Below are 21,237 nucleotides of genomic sequence, written 5' to 3'. Positions count from 1 at the left end.
GAGCTTAAAATTATGGCAATAGAAAAACGTATTTGTTCTATTTTTAAAAGTCCACGTAAGAATGAAATGTATTTATATGTGGATAAAAAAGAGGGATTAGAACGGGTTCCAGAAGAGTTATTAAGTGTATTTGGTAAGCCACAACCTGTATTTGATTTATTACTTACTCCTCAACGTAAACTTGCACGAGAAGATATTGTCCAAGTTTTAGCTAATATAGAACAACAAGGTTTTCATTTGCAAATGCCACCTCCTCCTGAAGAAGATGAGTTAATGAGTTTACCTGATGAATTATTGAGGTTTAATGATCCACTATGAATAAGTTGTTAATTATTGATAAAGACTATCCAGCCTATATTCCATTAGTAGAGAAAAAATATCCTGATTGTCAGTTATTTGCTAGTAATGAAGTAGCTTCTTTGCAAGAGGTTGCCAATCATTGTGATATTTGGCTGGGTTCTCCCAATCAATGTGCAGACTTATTAAGAGAAGGGGTTAAAACACCAAAATGGATTCAGTCAGTTTTTGCAGGCATTACTCCTTTGATGGCTAAGGATTTGCCTAAAGATTATATGCTAAGTCGTGCCGTAGGCGTATTTGATCAGTTGATGGCTGAGTATGTATTAACATACATGTTGGCTAATGAGCGACAAGTATTACAAAGGTATGCCGCACAACAAAAACAACACTGGTTGCTTGACCAACCAACAACTTTACATGGTAAGCAAGTATTAATTGTAGGTGCTGGTACTATTGGTACAGGTGTTGCCAAGTTTCTTAAACCGTTTGGTGTAAAGATTTTCGGTATTGCTACTACAGAGAGAGAGCTACCACCTTTTGAGAAAGTAGGCGCATTAAAAGATTTAGCAAATTATGTATCCACAGCTGATTATGTAATCAGTTTATTACCTGATACGCCTAATACACAGAATATTTTTGATGCTAAGATTTTTTCAAAAATGAAACAAGGTTCGGTGTTTATAAATGCAGGGCGAGGTACATCAATTGTTGATGAGGAACTTATTATCGCTTTAGATAAAGGACATCCCAGTTTAGCAATATTGGATGTATTTAGAACAGAACCTTTACCTGCAAACCATTTATTTTGGCATGTACCTAATTTATTAATCACAGAACATACAGCTGCTATCGGTATACCAACATTAGTTTTTGATTTATTTAATCATAATTTAGAGCGTTTCCAAAAGCAACAGCCATTGCTTGGACAAGTAGATTTTAGACAGGAGTATTAATGGCTAGGGCAGTTTTTAAGAAAAGTTTTTTGCATCCTCGTTACTGGTCATTATGGCTAGGTTTGGGATTGTTATGGCTTATTATTCAATTGCCTTTTAGTTGGTTACGTAACTTAGGTGCAAGTATAGGGCGTCTTCTTTATTATTTTGCCAAGAGTCGACGGACAATAGTATTACGTAATTTAGAATTGTGTTTTCCTGAGATGACATCTGATGAGCGTATTGCTATTACGAAGCAAAATTTTGCTGCTATGGGTATTGCTTTCTTTGAAATGGCGATTAGCTGGTGGTGGCCTAAAAAGAAGTTTGCCAAATTAGCTAAAAAAATTGATGGTTTAGAATATTTACAAAAAGAGCATGAAGCTGGCAATGGTGTATTGTTAATGTCATTACACTTTACTACCCTAGAAATAGGTGCTGCGTTATTGAGTACGGTTTACCCTATGAATGGTATGTACCGTCAGCATAAAAATAAGTTGTTTGATTATATTCAAAAAGCAGGACGAGAAACTTATAATCTACAGGGTGAAGCAATTGAGCGTGATGATATTAAAACCATGCTTAAAGTAATGCGTTCAGGAGGAACGATTTGGTATGCACCAGATCAAGATTATGGTCCAAAGCAAAGTATTTTTGTACCTTTATTCGGTATTCCTACAGCTACAGTAACAGCCACTAGTAAATTCGCCCGTTTAGGTAAGGCAAAAGTAATCCCTTTTGTGCAGAAGCCTTTAGCTGATGGTAGTGGCTATCATCTGATAATTTATCCACCTTTGGATAATTTCCCAAGTGAGTCAGAAGAGGTAGATTGTCTAACCATCAATCAATGGGTAGAGAAGTGTGTTACAGAGCAGATAGATCAATATCTGTGGGCTCATCGCCGTTTTAAAACACGACCTGCAGGTGAAACATCACTTTATAAAAAGAAGTGATGAAATTTATAGAAAAAATAAAGATTTTTTAGTTTTAGGGAATATGAAGTATACAAGGATATAGTATAATAAACGGTTAAGGTTCATCGATGATTTTTTCAGGCTAATCAATCCTGTAAAATGAGTCAATAAGAAGAGGCTTAGTAGTCATATAAGCTGATTATAAATAAACGATTAACAATCTATAACAGGATTGTGAATTTCACAGCTTTCAAAAGAAGCTTTACTATAGAGACTGGAGCAAGCTATGCAAGATCTTGATCCCATAGAAACAAAAGAATGGGTTGATTCCCTGGAGTCAGTGGTTGAGAACGAAGGTGAAGAACGTGCTCAATACCTGATGACTAGAATGGGTGAGTGGGCGACACGCAATGGTGTAAAACTGCCTTATTCGATTAATACACCTTATCGTAATACGATTCCATTAACTGAAGAACCACCATTACCTGGTGATATGTTTATGGAGCGTCGTATCCGTTCATTAGTCCGTTGGAATGCAATGGCAATGGTGGTACGTGCGAACCGTAAAGATCCTGATCTGGGTGGACATATTGGTAGTTTTGCTTCCAGTGCAACGCTTTATGATGTTGGTTTTAACTATTTCTTTAAAGGCCCTACCGAAGAACATGGTGGTGACTTGGTATTTTTCCAAGGCCATACTGCTCCAGGTATTTATGCTCGTGCATTTATTGAGGGTCGTTTAACTGAAGAACAATTAGATAATTATCGTCAAGAAGTGGGTGGTAAAGGTTTATCTTCTTATCCACATCCTTGGTTAATGCCAGATTTTTGGCAATTCCCAACCGTATCTATGGGGTTAGGGCCAATCCAAGCTATTTACCAAGCTCGCTTTATGAAGTATTTAGAACACCGTGGTTTTATTACACCAGGTAAACAAAAAGTTTGGTGTTTTATTGGTGATGGTGAAACAGATGAGCCAGAAACTTTAGGTGCTATTTCTTTAGCGGGCCGTGAAAAGTTAGATAACCTTATTTTCGTGATTAACTGTAACTTACAGCGTTTAGATGGCCCTGTACGCGGTAACGGTAAAATCATTCAAGAACTTGAAGGTGTATTCCGCGGTGCTGGTTGGAATGTAAATAAAGTAATTTGGGGTCGTTTATGGGATCCTTTATTTGCTAAAGATAAAGATGGTTTATTGCAACGCCGTATGGAAGAAGTAGTAGACGGTGATTATCAAAACTATAAAGCTAAAGATGGCGCTTTCGTCCGTAAGCATTTCTTTGGTGCTTATCCTGAACTGTTAGATATGGTTAAGGATATGAGTGATGATGATATTTGGGCATTAAATCGTGGTGGTCATGATCCATTTAAAGTTTATGCTGCTTATCATCAAGCTGTAAATCATGTTGGTCAACCAACTGTAATTTTAGCTAAGACTATTAAAGGTTATGGTATCTTAGGTACAGCAGGTCAAAATACTGCACATAATGATAAGAAATTAACTGATGCAGTTATTAAAAACTTCCGTGACAAGTTTGATGTGCCTGTATCTGATAAGGATATTGGAAATATTCCATTCTTCCGTCCAGATGAAGATAGCCCTGAAATTAAATATATTCGCGCCCGTCGTGAAGCATTAGGTGGTTATGTTCCTAGTCGTCGTACTAAGAGTATTAGTATTCCAACGCCATCGTTAGATACCTTGAAAGCTATTTTAGATGGTTCAGGTGATCGTGAAATCTCTACGACTATGTCATTTGTACGTATTCTTGCACATTTAGTGAAAGATAAAGATTTAGGTAGTCGTATTGTTCCTATCGTCCCTGATGAGGCACGTACTTTTGGTATGGAAGGTATGTTCCGTCAATTGGGTATTTACTCTTCTGTGGGTCAATTATATGAACCAGTAGATAAAGACCAAGTGATGTTCTATCGTGAAGATAAGAAAGGTCAAATTTTAGAAGAAGGTATTAACGAAGCGGGTGCAATGTCTTCGTGGATTGCGGCAGGTACTTCTTACAGTACGCATAACCAACCCATGTTACCATTCTATGTGTTCTATTCAATGTTTGGTTTCCAACGTATCGGTGACTTAGCTTGGGCAGCGGGTGATAGCCGTGCACATGGTTTCTTAATTGGTGGTACTTCAGGTCGTACAACGTTAAATGGTGAAGGCTTACAGCACGAAGATGGTCATAGCCATATTCTTGCAGGCACTATTCCTAACTGCCGTAGTTATGATCCTACTTATGCTTATGAGTTAGCAGTTATCATCCGCCAAGGTATTAAAGAAATGGTGGAAGAAGGTAAGAGCATTTTCTATTACCTAACTGTATTAAACGAAAACTATATTCAACCTGCTTTACCTAAAACTAAAGGTGTTGAAGAAGCGATTGTGAAAGGTATGTACTTATTAGAAGCTGATAAGTCTAAATCTAAACAACGTGTACAACTTTTAGGAGCTGGTTCTATTTTACGTGAAGTACGTGCTGCTGCTGAGATTCTTCGTAAAGAATTTAAAGTGGCTGCTGATGTATGGAGCGTACCAAGCTTTAATGAATTACGTCGTGATGGATTAGAGGTTGAACGTTGGAATCGTTTACACCCAACGGCTAAACCTAAGAAAGCTTATATCACTGAGTGTCTAGAAAAAGCACAAGGTCCAGTTATTGCTTCAACAGATTATATGAAGTTATTGGCTGATCAAGTACGTCAATGGGTACCTACTGATTATAAAGTGTTAGGTACTGATGGTTTTGGACGTAGTGATAGTCGTGCTAACTTGCGTAACTTCTTTGAAGTAGATCGTCACTGGATTGTAGTGGCTGCATTAGAAGCCCTAGCAGCGCGTGGTGAGATCAAACCAAAAGTGGTGGCTGATGCGATTAAGCAGTTTGGCATTGATCCAGAAAAAACTAATCCACTTGATTGCTAATGGCTACGGAATAGGAGAATACAAATGAGTGAAACTATTCACGTACCCAATATTGGCGGAGAAGGCGAAGTTATTGAGATACTTGTTAAGGTTGGTGATCGTATTGAAGCCGAACAAAGCATTGTAACTCTTGAATCAGCCAAAGCCAGTATGGAAGTACCCTGCTCAAAGGCTGGGGTAGTGAAAAAGATTCTATTTAAAATGGGTGACACCTTAAAAGAAGGTGACCCTATGATTGAATTAGAAGCTGAGGGCGGTTCAGAAGTCAAGCAAGAAGAGCCTGCTAAAGAGCAAAAAGCGGAACCTAAACAAGAAGCTAAAGCAGAACCAAAAGAGGCTGCTCAGAAACCAGCGGCAAAATCTAAAGGTGGTGTCGAGCAAATCAATGTGCCTAACATTGGTGGCGAAGGTGAAGTAATTGAGATTCTTGTTAAAGTGGGTGATCGTGTTGAGGCTGAGCAAAGCATTGTTACCTTAGAATCTGCTAAGGCCAGTATGGAAGTACCTACCCCTAAAGCAGGTATTGTTAAGAAACTTCTATTCAAAATGGGTGACTCACTAAAAGATGGTGACCCAATGCTTGAGTTAGAAGTTGAGGGTGATGTTGCACCTGCTACAGCTGAACCTGCTAAGCAAGACACAGCCCCAGCGGCAGCACCTAAAGCTGCTGCACAAGCGCCAGCTACTAAAGGTGGTGTAGAACAAATTAATGTGCCTAATATCGGTGGTGAAGGCCAAGTAATTGAAATATTGGTAAAAGTAGGTGATAGCGTTGAGGCTGAACAAAGTATTGTGACGCTAGAGTCAGCTAAAGCCAGTATGGAAGTACCTACTCCTAAAGCAGGTATTGTTAAGAAGCTTCTATTTAAAATGGGCGATTCATTGAAAGATGGTGACCCTATGATTGAATTAGAGGTGGCAGGTAGCGCAGCTCCTGTAGCAGAATCTGTAAAAGAAGCTACTAGTTCACAAGCGAGTGCTCCAGCAGCTAAAGCAACACCTGCATCTGTTAGTGCGCCTACAGGTGCTCCAGCAGGTAATAGTGCTAAAGTGCATGCAGGCCCTGCAGTACGTATGGTTGCTCGTGATTTTGGGGTGGATTTAGGTTTAGTAACACCTACAGGGCCACGTGGACGTATTCTAAAAGAAGATGTACAAAATTTTGTTAAGCAACAGTTACAACAGCCTAAAGCTGCTGCAGGTGCAGTGACAGGTGGTAGTGGTATTCCGCCAATCCCTGAAGTAGATTTCAGTCGCTTTGGTGAGATAGAAGAAGTAGCAATGACTCGCTTAATGCAAATCGCCGCTGTAAATTTGCATCGTAGTTGGGTTAATGTACCACATGTTACTCAGTTCGATCAGTCTGATATTACTGAACTTGAAGCATTCCGTGTGGCGCAAAAAGCATTAGGAGATAAGAAAGGGGTTAAGTTAACCTTGTTACCTTTCTTAATTAAGGCATGTGCATACTTATTGTTAGAGATGCCAGACTTTAATAGTTCATTAGCACCTAGTGGTAAAGCGCTTATTCGTAAGAAATATGTACATGTAGGCTTTGCAGTGGATACTCCAGATGGCTTATTAGTACCTGTTATTCGTAATGCAGATAAGAAGAGCTTATTTGAGCTTGCTCAAGAAGCTGCTGATTTAGCTGCTAAAGCACGTGATAAGAAGTTAAAACCAGACGAAATGCAAGGTGCTTGTTTCACTATTTCTAGTTTAGGTCATATTGGTGGTACGGGTTTCACTCCTATCGTTAATGCGCCTGAGGTAGCTATTCTTGGTGTTAATAAAGCAACCATGCAACCAGTTTGGGATGGTAAAGCCTTCCAACCACGTTTGATGTTGCCATTATCATTATCCTACGATCACCGTGTGATTAATGGTGCAGCAGCAGCTCGCTTTACTAAACGTTTAGCGGATGTATTAGCTGATATTCGCTCAATGTTACTTTAAACATAAGTAGCTATAAAAAGCCCCTCATTAGAGGGGCTTTTTTATGAATAATAAATAATAGTTTTGGCTACAGTATTTGATATATTTTTAGAAAGTAACTTTGTTGGCTGTGGGTTCAATTGCAGATCCAAATTTATCGACACAATTAGGGCTAGAAGTAACACCTCCAGAGATTGGAGCAAATACAGTTGAGCAATGATAAATCTCACCATTATTTTTGTTTTTTACATCATATTCAATAGTAGATACACCATTTTTTCTATTACCAATAATAAACTCATGTTCTTGTAACCCGATTGAACGTGCAGTGGCCTTTCTTAAATTTGATTCAGAGAAAGAATTTGAGCAACCGATTAGTGTTAGAAATAGTATTAATGCTATAGTTTTTTTCATTAATTATACCTTTGCCATTGTTAAAGAAAAAATTAGGGGGGCAATATACGGTTATTAATACTAAGTTGCAATAATATTTCCAATGAGATTAGTTTTCATAAAAAAATACTTGTATTTAGAAAATTGCTAGTATAATAGCCATCCTGAAGGTCAATTGACTTTATCAGTGTTAGTGTTAAGTAGAAGGTTCAAAAGTGCAAGAAGCTACACGTTTATTTATGTACGGTAAAATCCATCGCTGTCGTGTGACTGAGGCGAATTTGGATTATGTGGGTTCTATTACCATTGACCCATTACTACTAGAGGCCAGTGGTATTTTGCCTTACACCCAAATTGATGTGGTGAATATTACCAATGGTAATCGCCTACAGACATATGTTATTCCAGGTACTAAGGGGGCTGGTGAAATTTGTTTAAACGGTGCTGCCGCCCATTTATTTAATAAAGGGGACTTGGCCATTTTAATGGCGTATGAACAATGCCCCGTAAGTCAATTAGTAGGTCGTAAATCAAAAGCAGTAATGGTCGATGATAATAATCAGATTACTGAGATTTTTACTTACGAAACACCAAGTATGGAGCAACTAGCAGCAGGTGAAGTGCCTAGCCGTGCCCATGAACGTTACTCAGAGAAAATATTAGCTCATTAATTATTTCCTGAGCTAATATTTATTCTTTGATTATTGCTACTACCTGCACGGAGTAGGAGTGATATTAATATTCCTTACCTAGCTTTTGTGTTTGTTGATGTAAGAGATGGGCTTTCCAAGCTTGAACATGTTCTAAAGAGGACTAATAGGAAAAGAGTAATCTCTTGATCGTTTTCTGTAATGGATTAGAAGTCTAAGCAGCCAAACGCATTAAAGGCTAATCCCCTTAATTGGTTGGCTAATTCATTATAATAGTAATCTAATTGTTTTACTTTTGCTTTAAAAATAACAATATGCATAGTTAACTTAATAGTTTTTCTAATAGCCAATTACCTGCCATGCCTAGTTTTCTCTTTCTAGACCAAACCACATCAATAGACATATTGTAAGGCCAACCAGATACTTTTAATTCAGTGAGCTGATTTTTAGCAAAATTTTTAACGAGTTCGTGAGGAAGCTCAGCCCAACCAAAACCTTCCACAACCATTTCTAATACTAATAAGTAGTTAGAAGCTGACCAGTAGATAGTAGGATTGATAATATCAAATAGGTGATTAAGGGGTAACTCATCAGTGGATGAGGTTGTTTTGACATGAATTAGGCGATATTGAGATAGTTGTTCATAGGATATTTTTGTGAGGTGTGCTAGAGGATGAGTTTTAGCTACAAATAATCCAAAATCCACTTGGTGTGGAATAGTAGTGTGAGCAATATCAGGCGCATAGTGTGACTGGGTGATTAGTAACCCTAAATCAGCTCGCCCAGTACTGACTAAATTTAGAATATCATCGTGTTCTGCCACAATACATTCAAACTCTAACTCTGGGTAGTTTTGGTCAAGCTCTCTTAAGCAGTTTGTGTATTGTTCGGCCTGATAGGTATCTGATAAAGCAAGCGTTAATTGAGGTTCTAAGCCACTAGCTAATTGGTAAGCCATTCTATTAAGCTGATCGGATGCACTAAAGACATTTTCAGCATAACTCAGTAGTTTTTTTCCTGCTTCAGTCAATGTAGGGTGGCGATTTTGTCGATCAAATAAAGAAACCCCTAAATCAATTTCTAATTTAGCAATTGCTTCACTGATGGTTGATTGGCTTTTTCCTAATTTTCTCGCAGCTGCGCTAAATGAACCAAGTGCAGCGGCTTGGGTAAAGGCTTCTAATAATTCTAATGAAAAATACATATCGGTTTTCCCGATGAAAACTAACTTAATCTTATTATATATCCGATTATAATATACGCCTATAGATAAATGAGTAATATAAGGTTGCAAATATGATGAGTTCTGTTATTTATGATTCCACGAGAAGAAGTGGCAAAGAGCGTGCTTTTCATGCATTGCTGTTTGAGGTCATTGCTACTTTAATTACTGCACCGACAGCCGCTTGGTTAATGGGGCATTCGATTATTAAAATGGGCGCATTAACTATTATGTTTGCTGCCATCGCGGCATTATGTAATGTGGTGTTTAATTTTTTGTTCGACTTAGCACAACGACGTATGTGTTTTAAACGAACGGTTAAAGTGAGATTATTACATGCTACATTGTTTGAGATAAGTTTAATTGGTGTTTTGGTGCCAGTAGCTGCATGGTGGTTATCAGTAGGATGGGTTGAAGCATTTTTACTTGATATTGGATTTACATTGTTCTTTTTACCTTATACTTTTGTTTATAACTATGTTTATGATGAGATACGAGAGTATTTATTTAAAAGAAAAATGATGAAGCAGCAACTTGATATAAAAGTGTTACCATAATAAGACTAACCGATTAAATACAAGTTAATTAAACAGAGTAAAATCCTTAACTGAAGTTTTAAGTTGAGGATTTTTATTATGTCATGTAAACAATTAACAAAAGTAGATTTAGCTAATTTGTCTCCTAGTTTAGAAAAGGTGATCTTTGGTATGGGGTGTTTTTGGGGGGTAGATCGATTATTTTGGCAACAAGAAGGAGTTTTAGGGACAGCCGTTGGTTATGCAGGTGGACATACTTTAAATCCTACTTATGAAGAAGTATGTAGAGGTAATACAGAACATGCAGAGGTTGTATTAGTTGTTTATGATCCTGAAGTTATTTCTTTTGATGAATTATTAAAAATATTTTGGGAAAATCATGATCCTACCCAAGGTATGCGTCAAGGTAATGATATTGGTAGTCAATATCGTTCAGTTATTTATTGTACTTCTGAAGTACAATTACAAAAAGCTTTTGCAAGTAAGCAAGCTTATCAACAACAGCTTAGTTTAAAAGGCTTCCGAGCTATCACCACGGAAATTAAAGAAGCACCAGAGTTCTATTTTGCAGAAGAATACCATCAGCGATATTTACAAAAAAATCCAAATGGTTACTGTGGATTAAAGGGAACAGGTGTGGAATGTGTATCTTAATTTGTGGGAGCAATATTATAGGTAACAATTAATGTGAGAAAAGGTAACAATCATTGAGTATTAAAAATTGGAGTTTTCTAAATAAGTCTTTAACTTATTGATATATATCAATATCTATTTTTTGGCATGGTTTGTGCTTTTATATAATTACAAGAAAAACAATAACAGAGTGATAATATGAAAATTAGTTTAGCGGTTAAATAAGAATTATAAAACGCATCATTAAAATAAGAATTATAAGAGTGGTATCAATCAAGAAGGGGGCTTAGCCCCCTTTAGTATTTTTGCAACTTCCGTTTCTAGCTATAAATCAGTTAATATCTTTTTAGAATATAAAAAACTACATGTACTGATTAATTGATTCATTATCGACGAAACATAGAAAGAAAATATAAACCTATGAAAATAATCATATGTTTAATAATGATTGTAATGGCATTTGGGATATTATCTTATCAGTTAATAGCATCATCAAAAGACAAGAAAATATAATAAAGAAGTTCTGGTAATTACATAGAGTAATTACCAGAAGTATAGAAAGGATTAAACCTTAGCACGTGCTTTGTATTCGTTAGTACGTGTATCGATTTCGATATAGTCACCGATTTCACAAAACTCAGATACTTTTAATTCATAGCCAGTATTTAAACGTGCTACTTTCATTACTTTACCAGAAGTATCACCACGTACTGCTGGTTCCGTATAGGCGATTTGGCGAACGATGGTAGTTGGTAGTTCAACAGAGATTACGCGACCATCATAAAATACTGCTTCACAAACGTCTTGAATGCCATCTTCAATAAAATGAACAGCATCACCTAAGTCGTCTCTTTCTACTTCGTATTGGTTGTATTCATTGTCCATAAATACAAAGTTAGGATCAGCAAAGTATGAATAAGTTACTTCTTTACGTTCTAGAATGATAGGTTCTAATTTATCATCTGCTTTGTAAACATTTTCAGTAACAGCACCTGTTAAAATGTTTTTTAACTTCATTTTTACAACAGCAGCATTGCGGCCTGATTTATTAAATTCGGTTTTTTGCACAACCCATGGTGCATCATTAATATTCATTACTTGGCCAGCACGAAATTCTTGAGCGGTTTTCATTAGGATATCCGTTAATTTATCTGATTAGTACTTTATATAAAATTTTAGAACTGCCTATGATAGCCAATTTTTATAAAGTTTGGCTAGTTTTGTGATCAAATCTGTAACAGTTTTTTGCTTTTTTGCCCAATTTATTGCCTGTTTTTGTAGTTTAGGTAGGTGTTGTTGATAGTTTAGCCAACTATTAGCGAGATTTTGTTGTTTATTCCAAGCAAACCACCAATCAATAGTGGCCTGTTTTTCATTAGCAGTTAAATCTGTTAAATAGTAATCGAGAAAAGCGTTTAATTTTGTTAAATGAGCATCTTCTTGTTGTGGATAAATATGCCATAACATGGGCTTACCAGCATATTGAGCTCTAATAAAAGAGTCTTCACCTCTAATAAGATTATAATTTGTACACCACAGTAATTTATCAAAATCCTCTTGATTTACAAAAGGAATAATTTGAATAGTGAGAGCGTCTTTGTGGTATTGGTAACCAGCAACTAATGATGAACTATCGATATTTAAATAATCAGCAAGGTTATTTAATAAAGGTGTTTGGGGGATTAGTAAGTGATATTGCTTATTACTTTTTTGTAAAATATCTAACCACTCAGATAGTGCATGATTAGCATAGCTGAATAGTAATATTAAATAGTGATCTGGTTGTTTTATAACACCTAATTGGCTTAAAAACTGTTGTTGACGGTTAGTATCATTTTGAAATTGCTCTGCTTGTTCAAGTAAGTTTTTTTCTCTGATGACACTGCCCGTTTCTTCTAAACCTGTAAAAAAGAAGTATTTATTAAGATTATTAGATTGTGGTGAAGATAGGGCATGAAAATCAATAGACCACCTTTCATAGGTTAGATATTCTAAATTTAACCATAAAATGGCTTTATTAGCTGTTTGCATAGCTTGTTGGTAAGCTGCCGGAATATTACAGGCAAAAGCTTCTATTACAATATCAGCAGGTTCAACAGGTTGCCATTGATTGTCCCAATACCTAATTTCAATATTAGCAATTGTTTGTACTTCTAATTGTGGATCTATAAGGTTACAGAGTTTTTGAAAGCTATTTAGATCGTCTACCCATAATCTAACTTGTTGTTTGTGTTCATTAGTAAGCTGTCTTGCTAAACGCCAACAAACACCAATATCACCATAGTTATCAATGACACTACAAAAAATATCCCATTTAGTGTTAGTAGGGAACTTATCCATTAAGCAATACGTTGAAATTTTAAATCCCAAACACCATGCCCCAAACGTTCACCCCGTGTTTCAAATTTAGTTTTGGGTCTTTCTTCTGGTCGAGGAACATAGGTATTGTCTGTAGCCAGATTTTTATAACCCTCTGCTGCACACATTACTTCTAGCATATGTTCTGCATAAGGTTGCCAATCAGTTGCCATATGAAAAACACCGCCTACTTTGAGTTTACTTCTAACTAGTTGAGCAAATTCAGGTTGTACAATACGGCGTTTATGGTGACGTTTCTTATGCCAAGGATCAGGGAAAAAGAGTAATAAGCGATCTAGGCTATTGTCAGCAATGCAATTATTGAGTGCCTCGATGGCATCACAGTTAAAGACTCGAACATTATTGAGTTGTTTATCTTGTAGGATAGTGATTAAAGCACCTACACCAGGTTTATGTACTTCGATACCTATAAAATCTTGCTCGGGTGCTTGTTCTGCCATTGTACAGAGCGATTGTCCCATGCCAAAGCCAATCTCTAAAGTAACGGGTGCTGTTCTTTTATAGATTTGTCGGTAATCTAAAAGTCCTTGTTCTAACTCTAGCCCAAAATCTTTCCAGCCTGTTTCAATAGCTTGTTTTTGCCCATGAGTCATTCGGCCTGCACGTATCACAAAGCTTTTAATAGTACGAAGTGGTGTGGTTGTTTCTGTCATATAATTACTAAAGTAGGGAGCTATAATATTAGGCGGGTATTTTATAGCATAAAAATGGAAACGCTACTTTTTTAAGTTATTATATAAGAAAAGGATTCTTTAGAATAATTAAAAGGCTAGATAACTAGCCTTTTACGAGGGTTAAAACTAGACTTGAAACAGTTACTTTCGAGCAACAAGTCCTAGTACTAGTGTTACAACAAAAACCACTAAGAATATATAGAAAAGAATTTTTGCTATTCCTGCCGCACCTGCAGCAATACCACCAAACCCAAATAATGCGGCAACAATAGCGATAATAAAGAAAATAATAGCATATCTAAGCATGGTTATACCTCATTGTAAGTAATTAGAAACTCGATTAATATTTTTGACGAGATTCCCAATCTTTAATTTGCTCTTCGGCTTTATCTTTAGTAATGCCATATTGCTTTTGGATGATGCCAGATAATTGTTCACGTTTGCCGTCAATTTGATCAATTTCATCATCGGTGAGTTTTCCCCACTGTTCTTTGATCTTACCTTTAGCTTGTTTCCAGTTACCTTTTACAATATCCCAGTTCATAATCGCACCTCATAAATCAGTTAATTAAATTAATTACTTGTGCACATATTCAAGATAAGTTTATTTATCAAGTACTTCCATTAGACGATGGTAATTAAAAGACAAATCACTATTATTTGATAGTTTTACTATTTTTTGTGTTTTTTCAGTAGCTTATAAGACTTGTTAAATTATGTTTGAAACATGAAGACAAGAATAACAAGTGATAATCAGTCTGTTATTTAGCTGAAAGGGAGATATTAATTGGTAAAATTAACAAAAATAACTAAGTCTATATAAGCAATTAGACTTAGTTATTGATTGAGGTAGTTATTTTATTAAGCCATCTAATGGTGATGAGGCTGTTGCATAAAGTTTGCGTGGCATACGACCTGCTAAATAAGCCTTACGGCCAGCAATAATGGCATGTTTCATTGCTTCTGCCATAAGCACGGGGTGTTGTGCGTGGGCAATAGCACTGTTCATTAATACTGCTTCACAACCTAATTCCATGGCAATAGTAGCATCAGAAGCAGTACCTACTCCTGCATCAACAAGTACAGGAATTTTGGCTTCTTCTAGAATGATTTGTAAGTTATAAGGGTTACAAATACCCATGCCACTACCAATTAACCCTGCCAATGGCATAACAGCAATACAGCCAATTTCTGCTAGTTGACGAGCAATAATAGGGTCATCACTGGTATAAACCATTACTTCAAAGTTTTCTTTAACTAGTATTTCAGCTGCTTTTAATGTTTCTACCACATTAGGAAATAAAGTTTTTTGATCAGCTAATACTTCTAGTTTAACGAGGTTATGACCATCTAGTAGTTCACGAGCTAAACGACAAGTTCTAACGGCTTCAGTAGCGTCAAAGCAACCTGCGGTATTAGGTAAAATAGTATATTTTTCGGGTGAGATAACATCTAATAAATTGGGCTCATTAGGGTTTTGACCGATATTAGTACGACGTACCGCTAAGGTAACAATTTCTGCACCAGAAGCTTCAATAGCTTGTTGCGTTTCGTTGAAATCTTTGTATTTACCAGTGCCAACTAATAAACGAGATTGATAGGTTTTACCTGCTAATACTAGCGGTTTATCTGTTATAGTAGTATTCATTTTATTGATTCCTTAGGCCTAACCACCACCAATAGCGTGGACGATTTCTAATTGATCATTTTCTTTTAAAAAAGTTTCTGTATGTTGACTACGCGGTACTATTTCTTGATTAAGCTCTATGGCAATACGTTTACCTGTCAACTCAAGCTGTTCTATTAAGCCAGTTATTGTGGTTGGTTCAGTAAGCTCATGAGGCTGTCCATTAATATAAATTTTCATCATACTAAGATCACTCTAGATGGATTGTTTCGCAGGAACTTTCCATGCTGCAATACACAGTAAAAACCAGCCAAGAATAAAAGCAACACCTCCAATAGGTGCAGTACCTATATTTGGTAAGCCAAAATAGGTGATGGAGTAAAGGGTACCAGAGAAGAATAAGATACCAATGGTAAATAACCAACCTGTTGCTTGAATAAGGCGGCTAGAAAATAGGTAACAAAGAGCGGCTATGCCCAGTAGGGCAATGGCGTGGTATAGTTGGTATTGAACACCTAGCTTGAAGGTTAAGATTTGTGCTTCAGATAATACTGATTTTAGGCCATGTGAGGCATAAGAGCCTAAAATAACCCCAGTAAAACCAAAAAAGCCAGCTAAGGTAAGAAAAACACGAAACATGCTAACCCCTTTTAATAAAAATTATCGCGCCTATTCTACCTGAGAATAATTACTATATGGTAATTTAATATAATTATTAGGCTCATAAAAAAGCCTGCGATTAAGCAGGCTTTTAAGTAGATTAACAAATTATTTACGTTGATCTACTGGTACAAAGTCACGCTCTGCGTAACCTGTATAAAGTTGGCGTGGACGGCTAATTTTATAAGGTTCAGATAGCATTTCTTTCCAGTGTGCAATCCAACCTACGGTTCTAGAAATGGCAAAGATTACTGTAAACATACTGGTTGGAATACCAATTGCTTTTAGGATAATACCAGAGTAGAAGTCAACGTTTGGATAGAGATTACGCTCTACAAAGTAAGAATCATTACGTGCGATTTCTTCTAATCTCATCGCTAGTTCTAAATGAGGATCATTGATTCCAAGTTCTTTTAACACTTCATCACAGGCTTTTTTCAGTACTTTAGCACGTGGATCGAAGTTTTTATAAACACGATGACCAAAGCCCATTAGTTTAAATGGATCGTCTTTATCTTTAGCTTTGGCTAAATATTTTTCAATATTATTAACACTGCCAATTTCTTCTAACATAGTAAGTACTGCTTCGTTAGCACCACCATGCGCAGGTCCCCATAGTGCAGCAATACCTGCGGCGATACAAGCAAAAGGGTTAGCCCCTGTAGAACCCGCTAAACGAACGGTAGAGGTTGATGCATTTTGTTCGTGGTCAGCGTGTAGGATAAATATTTTATCCATTGCTTTGGCTAAGATAGGGTTAACTTCTTTTTTCTCACAAGGATTGCTAAACATCATGTGTAAGAAGTTAGCAGCATAATCTAAGCTATTATCTGGATACATAATGGGTTGTCCCATTGAGTATTTATAAGCCATTGCTGCAATAGTAGGCATTTTAGACACTAAACGATTAGAGGCTATTTCGCGATGGATAGGATTGTTAATGTCTAAAGAGTCGTGATAGAAAGCAGAGAAAGCCCCTACAAAACCACACATGACAGCCATTGGATGGGCATCACGACGGAAGCCATTTAAGAAGCTCTTCATTTGTTCATGTACCATGGTGTGGTTATGAACAATATCTTCATATTGTTTTTTCTGTTGGGCGTTTGGTAACTCGCCATTTAATAATAAGTAACAAACCTCTAAATAGTCAGAATATTCTGCTAATTGCTCAATGGGGTAGCCTCGATAGAGTAAAATACCTTTATCACCGTCGATATAGGTGATTTTTGACTCACAAGAGGCAGTGGACATAAAGCCTGGGTCATAAGTAAAGTGATGAGTAGAGGCAAGATTTCTTACATCCACCACATTAGCGCCTAAGGTCCCTTGAAGTACAGGTAGTTCTAAATTTGTACCATCATCAAAGGTTAGCGTAGCTTTATGATCTGCCATGTTATCTCCTTCTTGTTTAATCTATTAATTAAACAGTTAATTTTTTGATTATTAAAGATTTTTAGTTAGTTTAAGTTCGGATAATTAGTTAGTATCACATTTTCGTTAATTATTAAGTTTCCAAAATATTATATTATATTTGTTAAAATTTCATGCTCATAATAGACTAATAAATAATATAACCGTTCAAAATATAATTAGGGAACAGTTTTTATGACTTCTTATGTTGAAATGATAGAAAAAATCACCCCAGAAATATACCAGAATTTGAAGCAATCTGTCGAATTAGGTAAATGGCCTAATGGTAAACCGTTAACTGCAGAACAAAGAGAAACTTGTTTGCAGGCTATCATTGCGTGGGAGTTGAAGCATCTGCCAGAAGAAGAGCGTACGGGATTTATTGATGGTCCTGGTTGCCAATCCCATAAAGATGATGATCACCATGATGAAAAGATAATTATTAAAACTAAGACAACCCACTAATGACTTTAAATAATGTGCTAGAAGGGCAGTTGCAAAAGATGCAGGTGTCTATTGCTGATGTTCAAGATAAAGTTGTGCAATATAATTTATGTTTAGGTGAACATAAATTGTTACTGAATAATTACTTAGGTAAAAATATACAAATTAATTTTACGGGTAATATTTTTTGTCAGGCATGTCACACAAAAACACCAAAAAGCTATGGACAAGGCTATTGTTATAAATGTTTTATCAGTTTGGCGCAATGTGATATTTGCATTATGAGTCCTGAGAAATGTCATTATGCTGAGGGGACTTGCCGAGAGCCTGAGTGGGGTGATCAGTTTTGTATGACTGATCATATTGTCTATTTAGCTAACTCATCAGGATTAAAAGTAGGTATTACTCGAGCCAGTCAAATACCTACCCGTTGGATTGATCAAGGTGCGAGACAAGCAGTCCCTATTTTTCGTGTAGCTACTCGTCAACAATCTGGTTTTATTGAAGATATTTTAAGAGAGCAGGTAGCAGATAAAACTAATTGGCGGCAATTATTAAAAGGTGAGGCAGAATCTTTAGATTTGTTAGCTGAGCGTGATCGTATTTTAACTAATAGCCATAAAATGATCGCTAAATTACAAGCTACTTTTGGCATACAAGCAATACAACCAATAGAAAATCAACAGGTTACAGAATTAAACTATCCTGTTCAACAATATCCTACTAAAATAATCAGCCATAATTTAGATAAACAACTGGTTGTACAGGGCAAATTGGATGGGATAAAGGGCCAATATTTAATTTTAGATACAGGTGTTATTAATATTCGTAAATACACTGCTTATCAGGTTAGTGTTTCTGTACAATAGTAAGTTAATTTAAAAAATCACAATTATTATTATTCGCTTCACCACCAAGGAGTTTTTTAATGAGTAACTCAGTAAAAACTATTTATTTAAAAGATTATCAAGCACCTGATTACTTAATAGATGAAACCCATCTTAAGTTTGAGTTGTTTGAAAGCTTTACAATGGTTCATGCCGAGTTATATATGCGCCGTAACCCTATTCAAGATACTGACGAGTTGCCAGAGCTAATACTTGATGGGCAAGAGTTAGAGTTACTGACTGTAGCTATGGATAATGTGGTTTTAAATAGTAATAGTTATACGGTAGATGATAAAAGCCTGACCTTACAACCGACTAAAGATAAGTTTGTGTTAAAAACAACGGTACGTATTCATCCAGAAACCAATACAACCTTAGAGGGCTTGTATAAATCTAATACTATGTTCTGTACACAGTGTGAAGCTGAAGGGTTTAGAAAGATTACTTATTACTTAGACCGTCCTGATGTAATGAGTAAATTTACAACCACTATTGAAGCAGAGCAGCAACGTTATCCTATTTTACTATCCAATGGTAATTTAACGGCGCAAGGTGATGAAGATGATCGCCATTGGGCTACATGGCAAGATCCTTTTAAAAAGCCTGCTTATTTGTTTGCTTTAGTAGCAGGTGACTTATGGTGTGTAGAAGATAAATTTATCACCATGAATGATCGCGAAGTGGATCTACGCATTTATGTAGAGCCTGAAAATATTGGCAAAGTAAGCCATGCGATGACCAGTCTAAAAAATTCGATGCGTTGGGATGAAGAAGTATATGGTCGTGAATATGACCTTGATATCTTTATGATCGTAGCGGTCAGCGATTTTAATATGGGCGCGATGGAGAATAAAGGACTTAATATCTTTAATACCAGTTGTGTATTAGCGCGCCCAGAAACCGCTACGGATATGGCTCATCAACGTGTCGAAGCTGTGGTGGCACATGAGTATTTCCACAATTGGTCGGGTAATCGTGTAACCTGTAGAGATTGGTTCCAATTGTCTTTAAAAGAAGGTTTTACAGTATTTAGAGACAGTGAATTTACAGCGGATATGAATTCACGAACAGTAAAACGTATAGAAGATGTAGCTTTTTTACGCACCCATCAGTTTGCTGAAGATGCAGGGCCAATGGCACACCCAATACGTCCTGATACTTATATGGAAATTTCTAATTTCTATACGGTGACTATCTATGAAAAAGGGGCAGAAGTAGTACGCATGCTGCATACTTTATTAGGTAAAGAGGGCTTTAGAAAGGGAACCGATTTATATTTTGAACGCCATGATGGGCAAGCGGTGACTTGTGATGATTTTGTAAAGGCATTGGCTGATGCTAATGATATTAATTTAAACCAATTTAAACGGTGGTACAGCCAAGCAGGTACACCTAAGTTAGAGGTTGCTGAATATTATGATGCGACTACTAAACAATATAGTTTAACCTTTAAACAGTTTTGTCCGCCAACCCCTAATCAGGAAGAAAAATTGCCCTTTGTTATTCCTGTAGCAATGGGTTTATTAGATAAGCAAGGTCAACCTTTACTATTACAGTTGGTTGATGACGCAACTACTGCGTTAGAAAAAGTATTGGTGATTACGGAAGCAGAACAAACTTTTACCTTTGAAAATATTAATGAAAAACCCATACCTTCTTTATTAAGAGGTTTTTCTGCTCCTGTACAATTAACCTTCCCCTATAGTAAACAAGATTTATTATTTTTAATGGCGCATGATAGCGATGGCTTTAATCGTTGGGATGCTTGTCAACGTTTAGCTATAGAAGCTATCCAACAACAAATAGCAAATTACCAAGCAGGTAATCCTTTAACCTTAGATGAAGGCTTGGAGAAGGCTTATGCTAGCTTGTTGGCAGATGATTCTTTAGATCAAGCGATGGTAGCTGAAATGCTATCACTACCTGCTGAGAACTATTTGGTAGAGATCAGTGAAGTGGCTGATCCAGCCGCTATTCATGCTGCACGTCAGTTTATTCGTAAACAATTGGCGATTAATTTAAAAGGGCTATTTTTAAACAGATATCAAACTAATAGAAATATTTCTAAACAAACGGCTTATTCTCCTTTAGCAGATCATAGTGCGCGTCGTAGTTTACAAAATATGGCGCTCTCTTATTTAATGTTAACAGAGGATAAAGAGGTGCTAGCGGCTTGTATAGATCAGTTTAATAACAGTGATAATATGACAGAGCAGTTAGCAGCTTTAACTAACTTAGTGAATTCTCCTTTTGAGCAAGAAAAACAACAAACATTAGCTAGTTTTTATGACCAGTTTGCTGAAGATCCTTTAGTGGTTGATCAGTGGTTTGCTGTACAAGCGAATAGTCAAGCAGGGGATAGTTTGGCGAGAGTGAATGAGTTAATGACTCATAAAGCATTCACTATTAAAAACCCTAATAAGGTTCGTTCATTGATAGGTGCTTTTGCTAATAATAATCTTACGGGCTTCCATCAAAAGACTGGAGCAGGCTATAAGTTCTTAGCGGATCAAGTGTTGGTATTAAATAAAATGAACCCACAGATTGCTTCTCGCTTGCTAACACCTCTAACTCGTTGGAGAAAATATGATACTGAGCGTCAGCAATTAATGAAGGCTGAATTAGAACGTATTCTGGCTGCTGATAAACTATCCAGTGATGTTTATGAAGTGGTTAGTAAAAGTTTAGCATAGAATAATA

21 protein-coding genes and 1 pseudogene are annotated in these 21,237 nt (G+C 36.5%); 11 read left to right on the top strand and 11 right to left on the bottom strand.

What is annotated here, in order from left to right; translation table 11 throughout:
- Positions 1–12: 12 nt before the first annotated feature.
- From ACQVD9_RS13355 to aceF, 5 genes are all read left to right on the top strand, one after another.
- Complete coding sequence (locus ACQVD9_RS13355) at positions 13–318, top strand: YcgL domain-containing protein (protein ID WP_264746438.1); 306 nt, start codon at positions 13–15, stop codon at positions 316–318.
- Complete coding sequence (locus tag ACQVD9_RS13350) at positions 315–1,253, top strand: D-2-hydroxyacid dehydrogenase (protein WP_264746437.1); 939 nt, start codon at positions 315–317, stop codon at positions 1,251–1,253. Before ACQVD9_RS13355 ends, ACQVD9_RS13350 begins: the two co-directional genes overlap by 4 nt.
- Positions 1,253–2,185 (top strand): lipid A biosynthesis lauroyl acyltransferase, encoded by a 933-nt coding sequence (locus tag ACQVD9_RS13345; protein ID WP_264746436.1) that lies wholly within the window; start codon positions 1,253–1,255, stop codon positions 2,183–2,185. Before ACQVD9_RS13350 ends, ACQVD9_RS13345 begins: the two co-directional genes overlap by 1 nt.
- Positions 2,186–2,432: 247 nt before the next feature.
- A complete protein-coding gene (aceE, locus tag ACQVD9_RS13340; RefSeq protein WP_264746435.1) occupies positions 2,433–5,084 on the top strand; it encodes a pyruvate dehydrogenase (acetyl-transferring), homodimeric type in 2,652 nt (883 codons plus the stop codon).
- Positions 5,085–5,108: 24 nt separating this feature from the next.
- Positions 5,109–7,040, top strand: coding sequence for a dihydrolipoyllysine-residue acetyltransferase (gene aceF / locus ACQVD9_RS13335; protein WP_264746434.1), 1,932 nt, complete (start codon positions 5,109–5,111; stop codon positions 7,038–7,040).
- 87 nt (positions 7,041–7,127) lie between these two features.
- On the opposite strand, the gene ACQVD9_RS13330 is transcribed toward aceF, so the two are convergent.
- The gene (locus ACQVD9_RS13330) at positions 7,128–7,433 is read right to left on the bottom strand and encodes a hypothetical protein (RefSeq protein WP_264746433.1); all 306 of its coding nucleotides are present in this window, start codon (positions 7,431–7,433) and stop codon (positions 7,128–7,130) included.
- Between the two features lie 194 nt (positions 7,434–7,627).
- Between ACQVD9_RS13330 and panD the strand changes: the two genes are divergently transcribed.
- On the top strand, positions 7,628–8,083 hold the full coding sequence (gene panD / locus ACQVD9_RS13325; protein WP_264746432.1) for an aspartate 1-decarboxylase: 456 nt from the start codon (positions 7,628–7,630) through the stop codon (positions 8,081–8,083).
- 301 nt (positions 8,084–8,384) lie between these two features.
- Here the strand turns inward: panD and ACQVD9_RS13320 are convergent, their stop codons facing one another.
- Positions 8,385–9,266 (bottom strand): LysR family transcriptional regulator, encoded by an 882-nt coding sequence (locus tag ACQVD9_RS13320; protein ID WP_264746431.1) that lies wholly within the window; start codon positions 9,264–9,266, stop codon positions 8,385–8,387.
- Between the two features lie 92 nt (positions 9,267–9,358).
- On the opposite strand from ACQVD9_RS13320, the gene ACQVD9_RS13315 reads away from it, so the two are divergent.
- Entirely contained in the window at positions 9,359–9,841 is a 483-nt protein-coding gene (locus ACQVD9_RS13315; protein ID WP_413774162.1) for a multidrug/biocide efflux PACE transporter, read from the top strand.
- A 141-nt stretch (positions 9,842–9,982) separates the two neighbouring features.
- Positions 9,983–10,474, top strand: a pseudogene (gene msrA, locus ACQVD9_RS13310) (peptide-methionine (S)-S-oxide reductase MsrA); the annotation flags it as partial.
- Between the two features lie 543 nt (positions 10,475–11,017).
- Here msrA and efp read toward each other — a convergent pair.
- From efp to ACQVD9_RS13265, 9 genes are all read right to left on the bottom strand, one after another.
- Positions 11,018–11,584: an elongation factor P gene (efp, locus tag ACQVD9_RS13305; RefSeq protein ID WP_264746430.1), complete on the bottom strand. Its 567-nt coding sequence runs from the start codon at positions 11,582–11,584 to the stop codon at positions 11,018–11,020.
- Positions 11,585–11,638: 54 nt separating this feature from the next.
- A complete protein-coding gene (gene earP / locus ACQVD9_RS13300) occupies positions 11,639–12,793 on the bottom strand; it encodes an elongation factor P maturation arginine rhamnosyltransferase EarP (RefSeq protein ID WP_264746429.1) in 1,155 nt (384 codons plus the stop codon).
- Positions 12,793–13,485 carry a tRNA (guanosine(46)-N7)-methyltransferase TrmB gene (gene trmB, locus ACQVD9_RS13295; protein WP_264746428.1) on the bottom strand — a complete coding sequence of 231 codons (693 nt, stop codon included), beginning with the start codon at positions 13,483–13,485 and terminating at the stop codon, positions 12,793–12,795. Before trmB ends, earP begins: the two co-directional genes overlap by 1 nt.
- Before the next feature lie 162 nt (positions 13,486–13,647).
- The gene (locus ACQVD9_RS13290; RefSeq protein WP_264746427.1) at positions 13,648–13,812 is read right to left on the bottom strand and encodes a DUF1328 family protein; all 165 of its coding nucleotides are present in this window, start codon (positions 13,810–13,812) and stop codon (positions 13,648–13,650) included.
- A gap of 34 nt (positions 13,813–13,846) precedes the next feature.
- Entirely contained in the window at positions 13,847–14,050 is a 204-nt protein-coding gene (locus tag ACQVD9_RS13285; protein WP_264746426.1) for a CsbD family protein, read from the bottom strand.
- 309 nt (positions 14,051–14,359) lie between these two features.
- A complete protein-coding gene (locus ACQVD9_RS13280; RefSeq protein WP_264746425.1) occupies positions 14,360–15,154 on the bottom strand; it encodes a thiazole synthase in 795 nt (264 codons plus the stop codon).
- A gap of 18 nt (positions 15,155–15,172) precedes the next feature.
- Entirely contained in the window at positions 15,173–15,373 is a 201-nt protein-coding gene (gene thiS, locus ACQVD9_RS13275; protein ID WP_264747908.1) for a sulfur carrier protein ThiS, read from the bottom strand.
- 15 nt (positions 15,374–15,388) lie between these two features.
- On the bottom strand, positions 15,389–15,772 hold the full coding sequence (locus tag ACQVD9_RS13270) for a DUF423 domain-containing protein (protein WP_264746424.1): 384 nt from the start codon (positions 15,770–15,772) through the stop codon (positions 15,389–15,391).
- A gap of 129 nt (positions 15,773–15,901) precedes the next feature.
- Positions 15,902–17,188, bottom strand: a complete 1,287-nt coding sequence (locus ACQVD9_RS13265) for a citrate synthase (protein WP_264746423.1) — start codon at positions 17,186–17,188, stop codon at positions 15,902–15,904.
- 213 nt (positions 17,189–17,401) lie between these two features.
- Between ACQVD9_RS13265 and ACQVD9_RS13260 the strand changes: the two genes are divergently transcribed.
- The 3 genes from ACQVD9_RS13260 to pepN are packed head-to-tail and all read left to right on the top strand — an operon-like array spanning position 17,402 to position 21,230.
- A complete protein-coding gene (locus tag ACQVD9_RS13260) occupies positions 17,402–17,671 on the top strand; it encodes a YeaC family protein (protein ID WP_264746422.1) in 270 nt (89 codons plus the stop codon).
- Positions 17,671–18,519: a DUF2797 domain-containing protein gene (locus tag ACQVD9_RS13255; protein WP_413774161.1), complete on the top strand. Its 849-nt coding sequence runs from the start codon at positions 17,671–17,673 to the stop codon at positions 18,517–18,519. Before ACQVD9_RS13260 ends, ACQVD9_RS13255 begins: the two co-directional genes overlap by 1 nt.
- Positions 18,520–18,578: 59 nt before the next feature.
- On the top strand, positions 18,579–21,230 hold the full coding sequence (gene pepN / locus ACQVD9_RS13250) for an aminopeptidase N (protein WP_264746421.1): 2,652 nt from the start codon (positions 18,579–18,581) through the stop codon (positions 21,228–21,230).
- The last annotated feature ends 7 nt before the right edge of the window (positions 21,231–21,237 follow it).

It is taken from the genome of Entomomonas sp. E7T21 (assembly GCF_058693955.1).
This window is presented reverse-complemented; position numbering and strand designations above follow the sequence as displayed.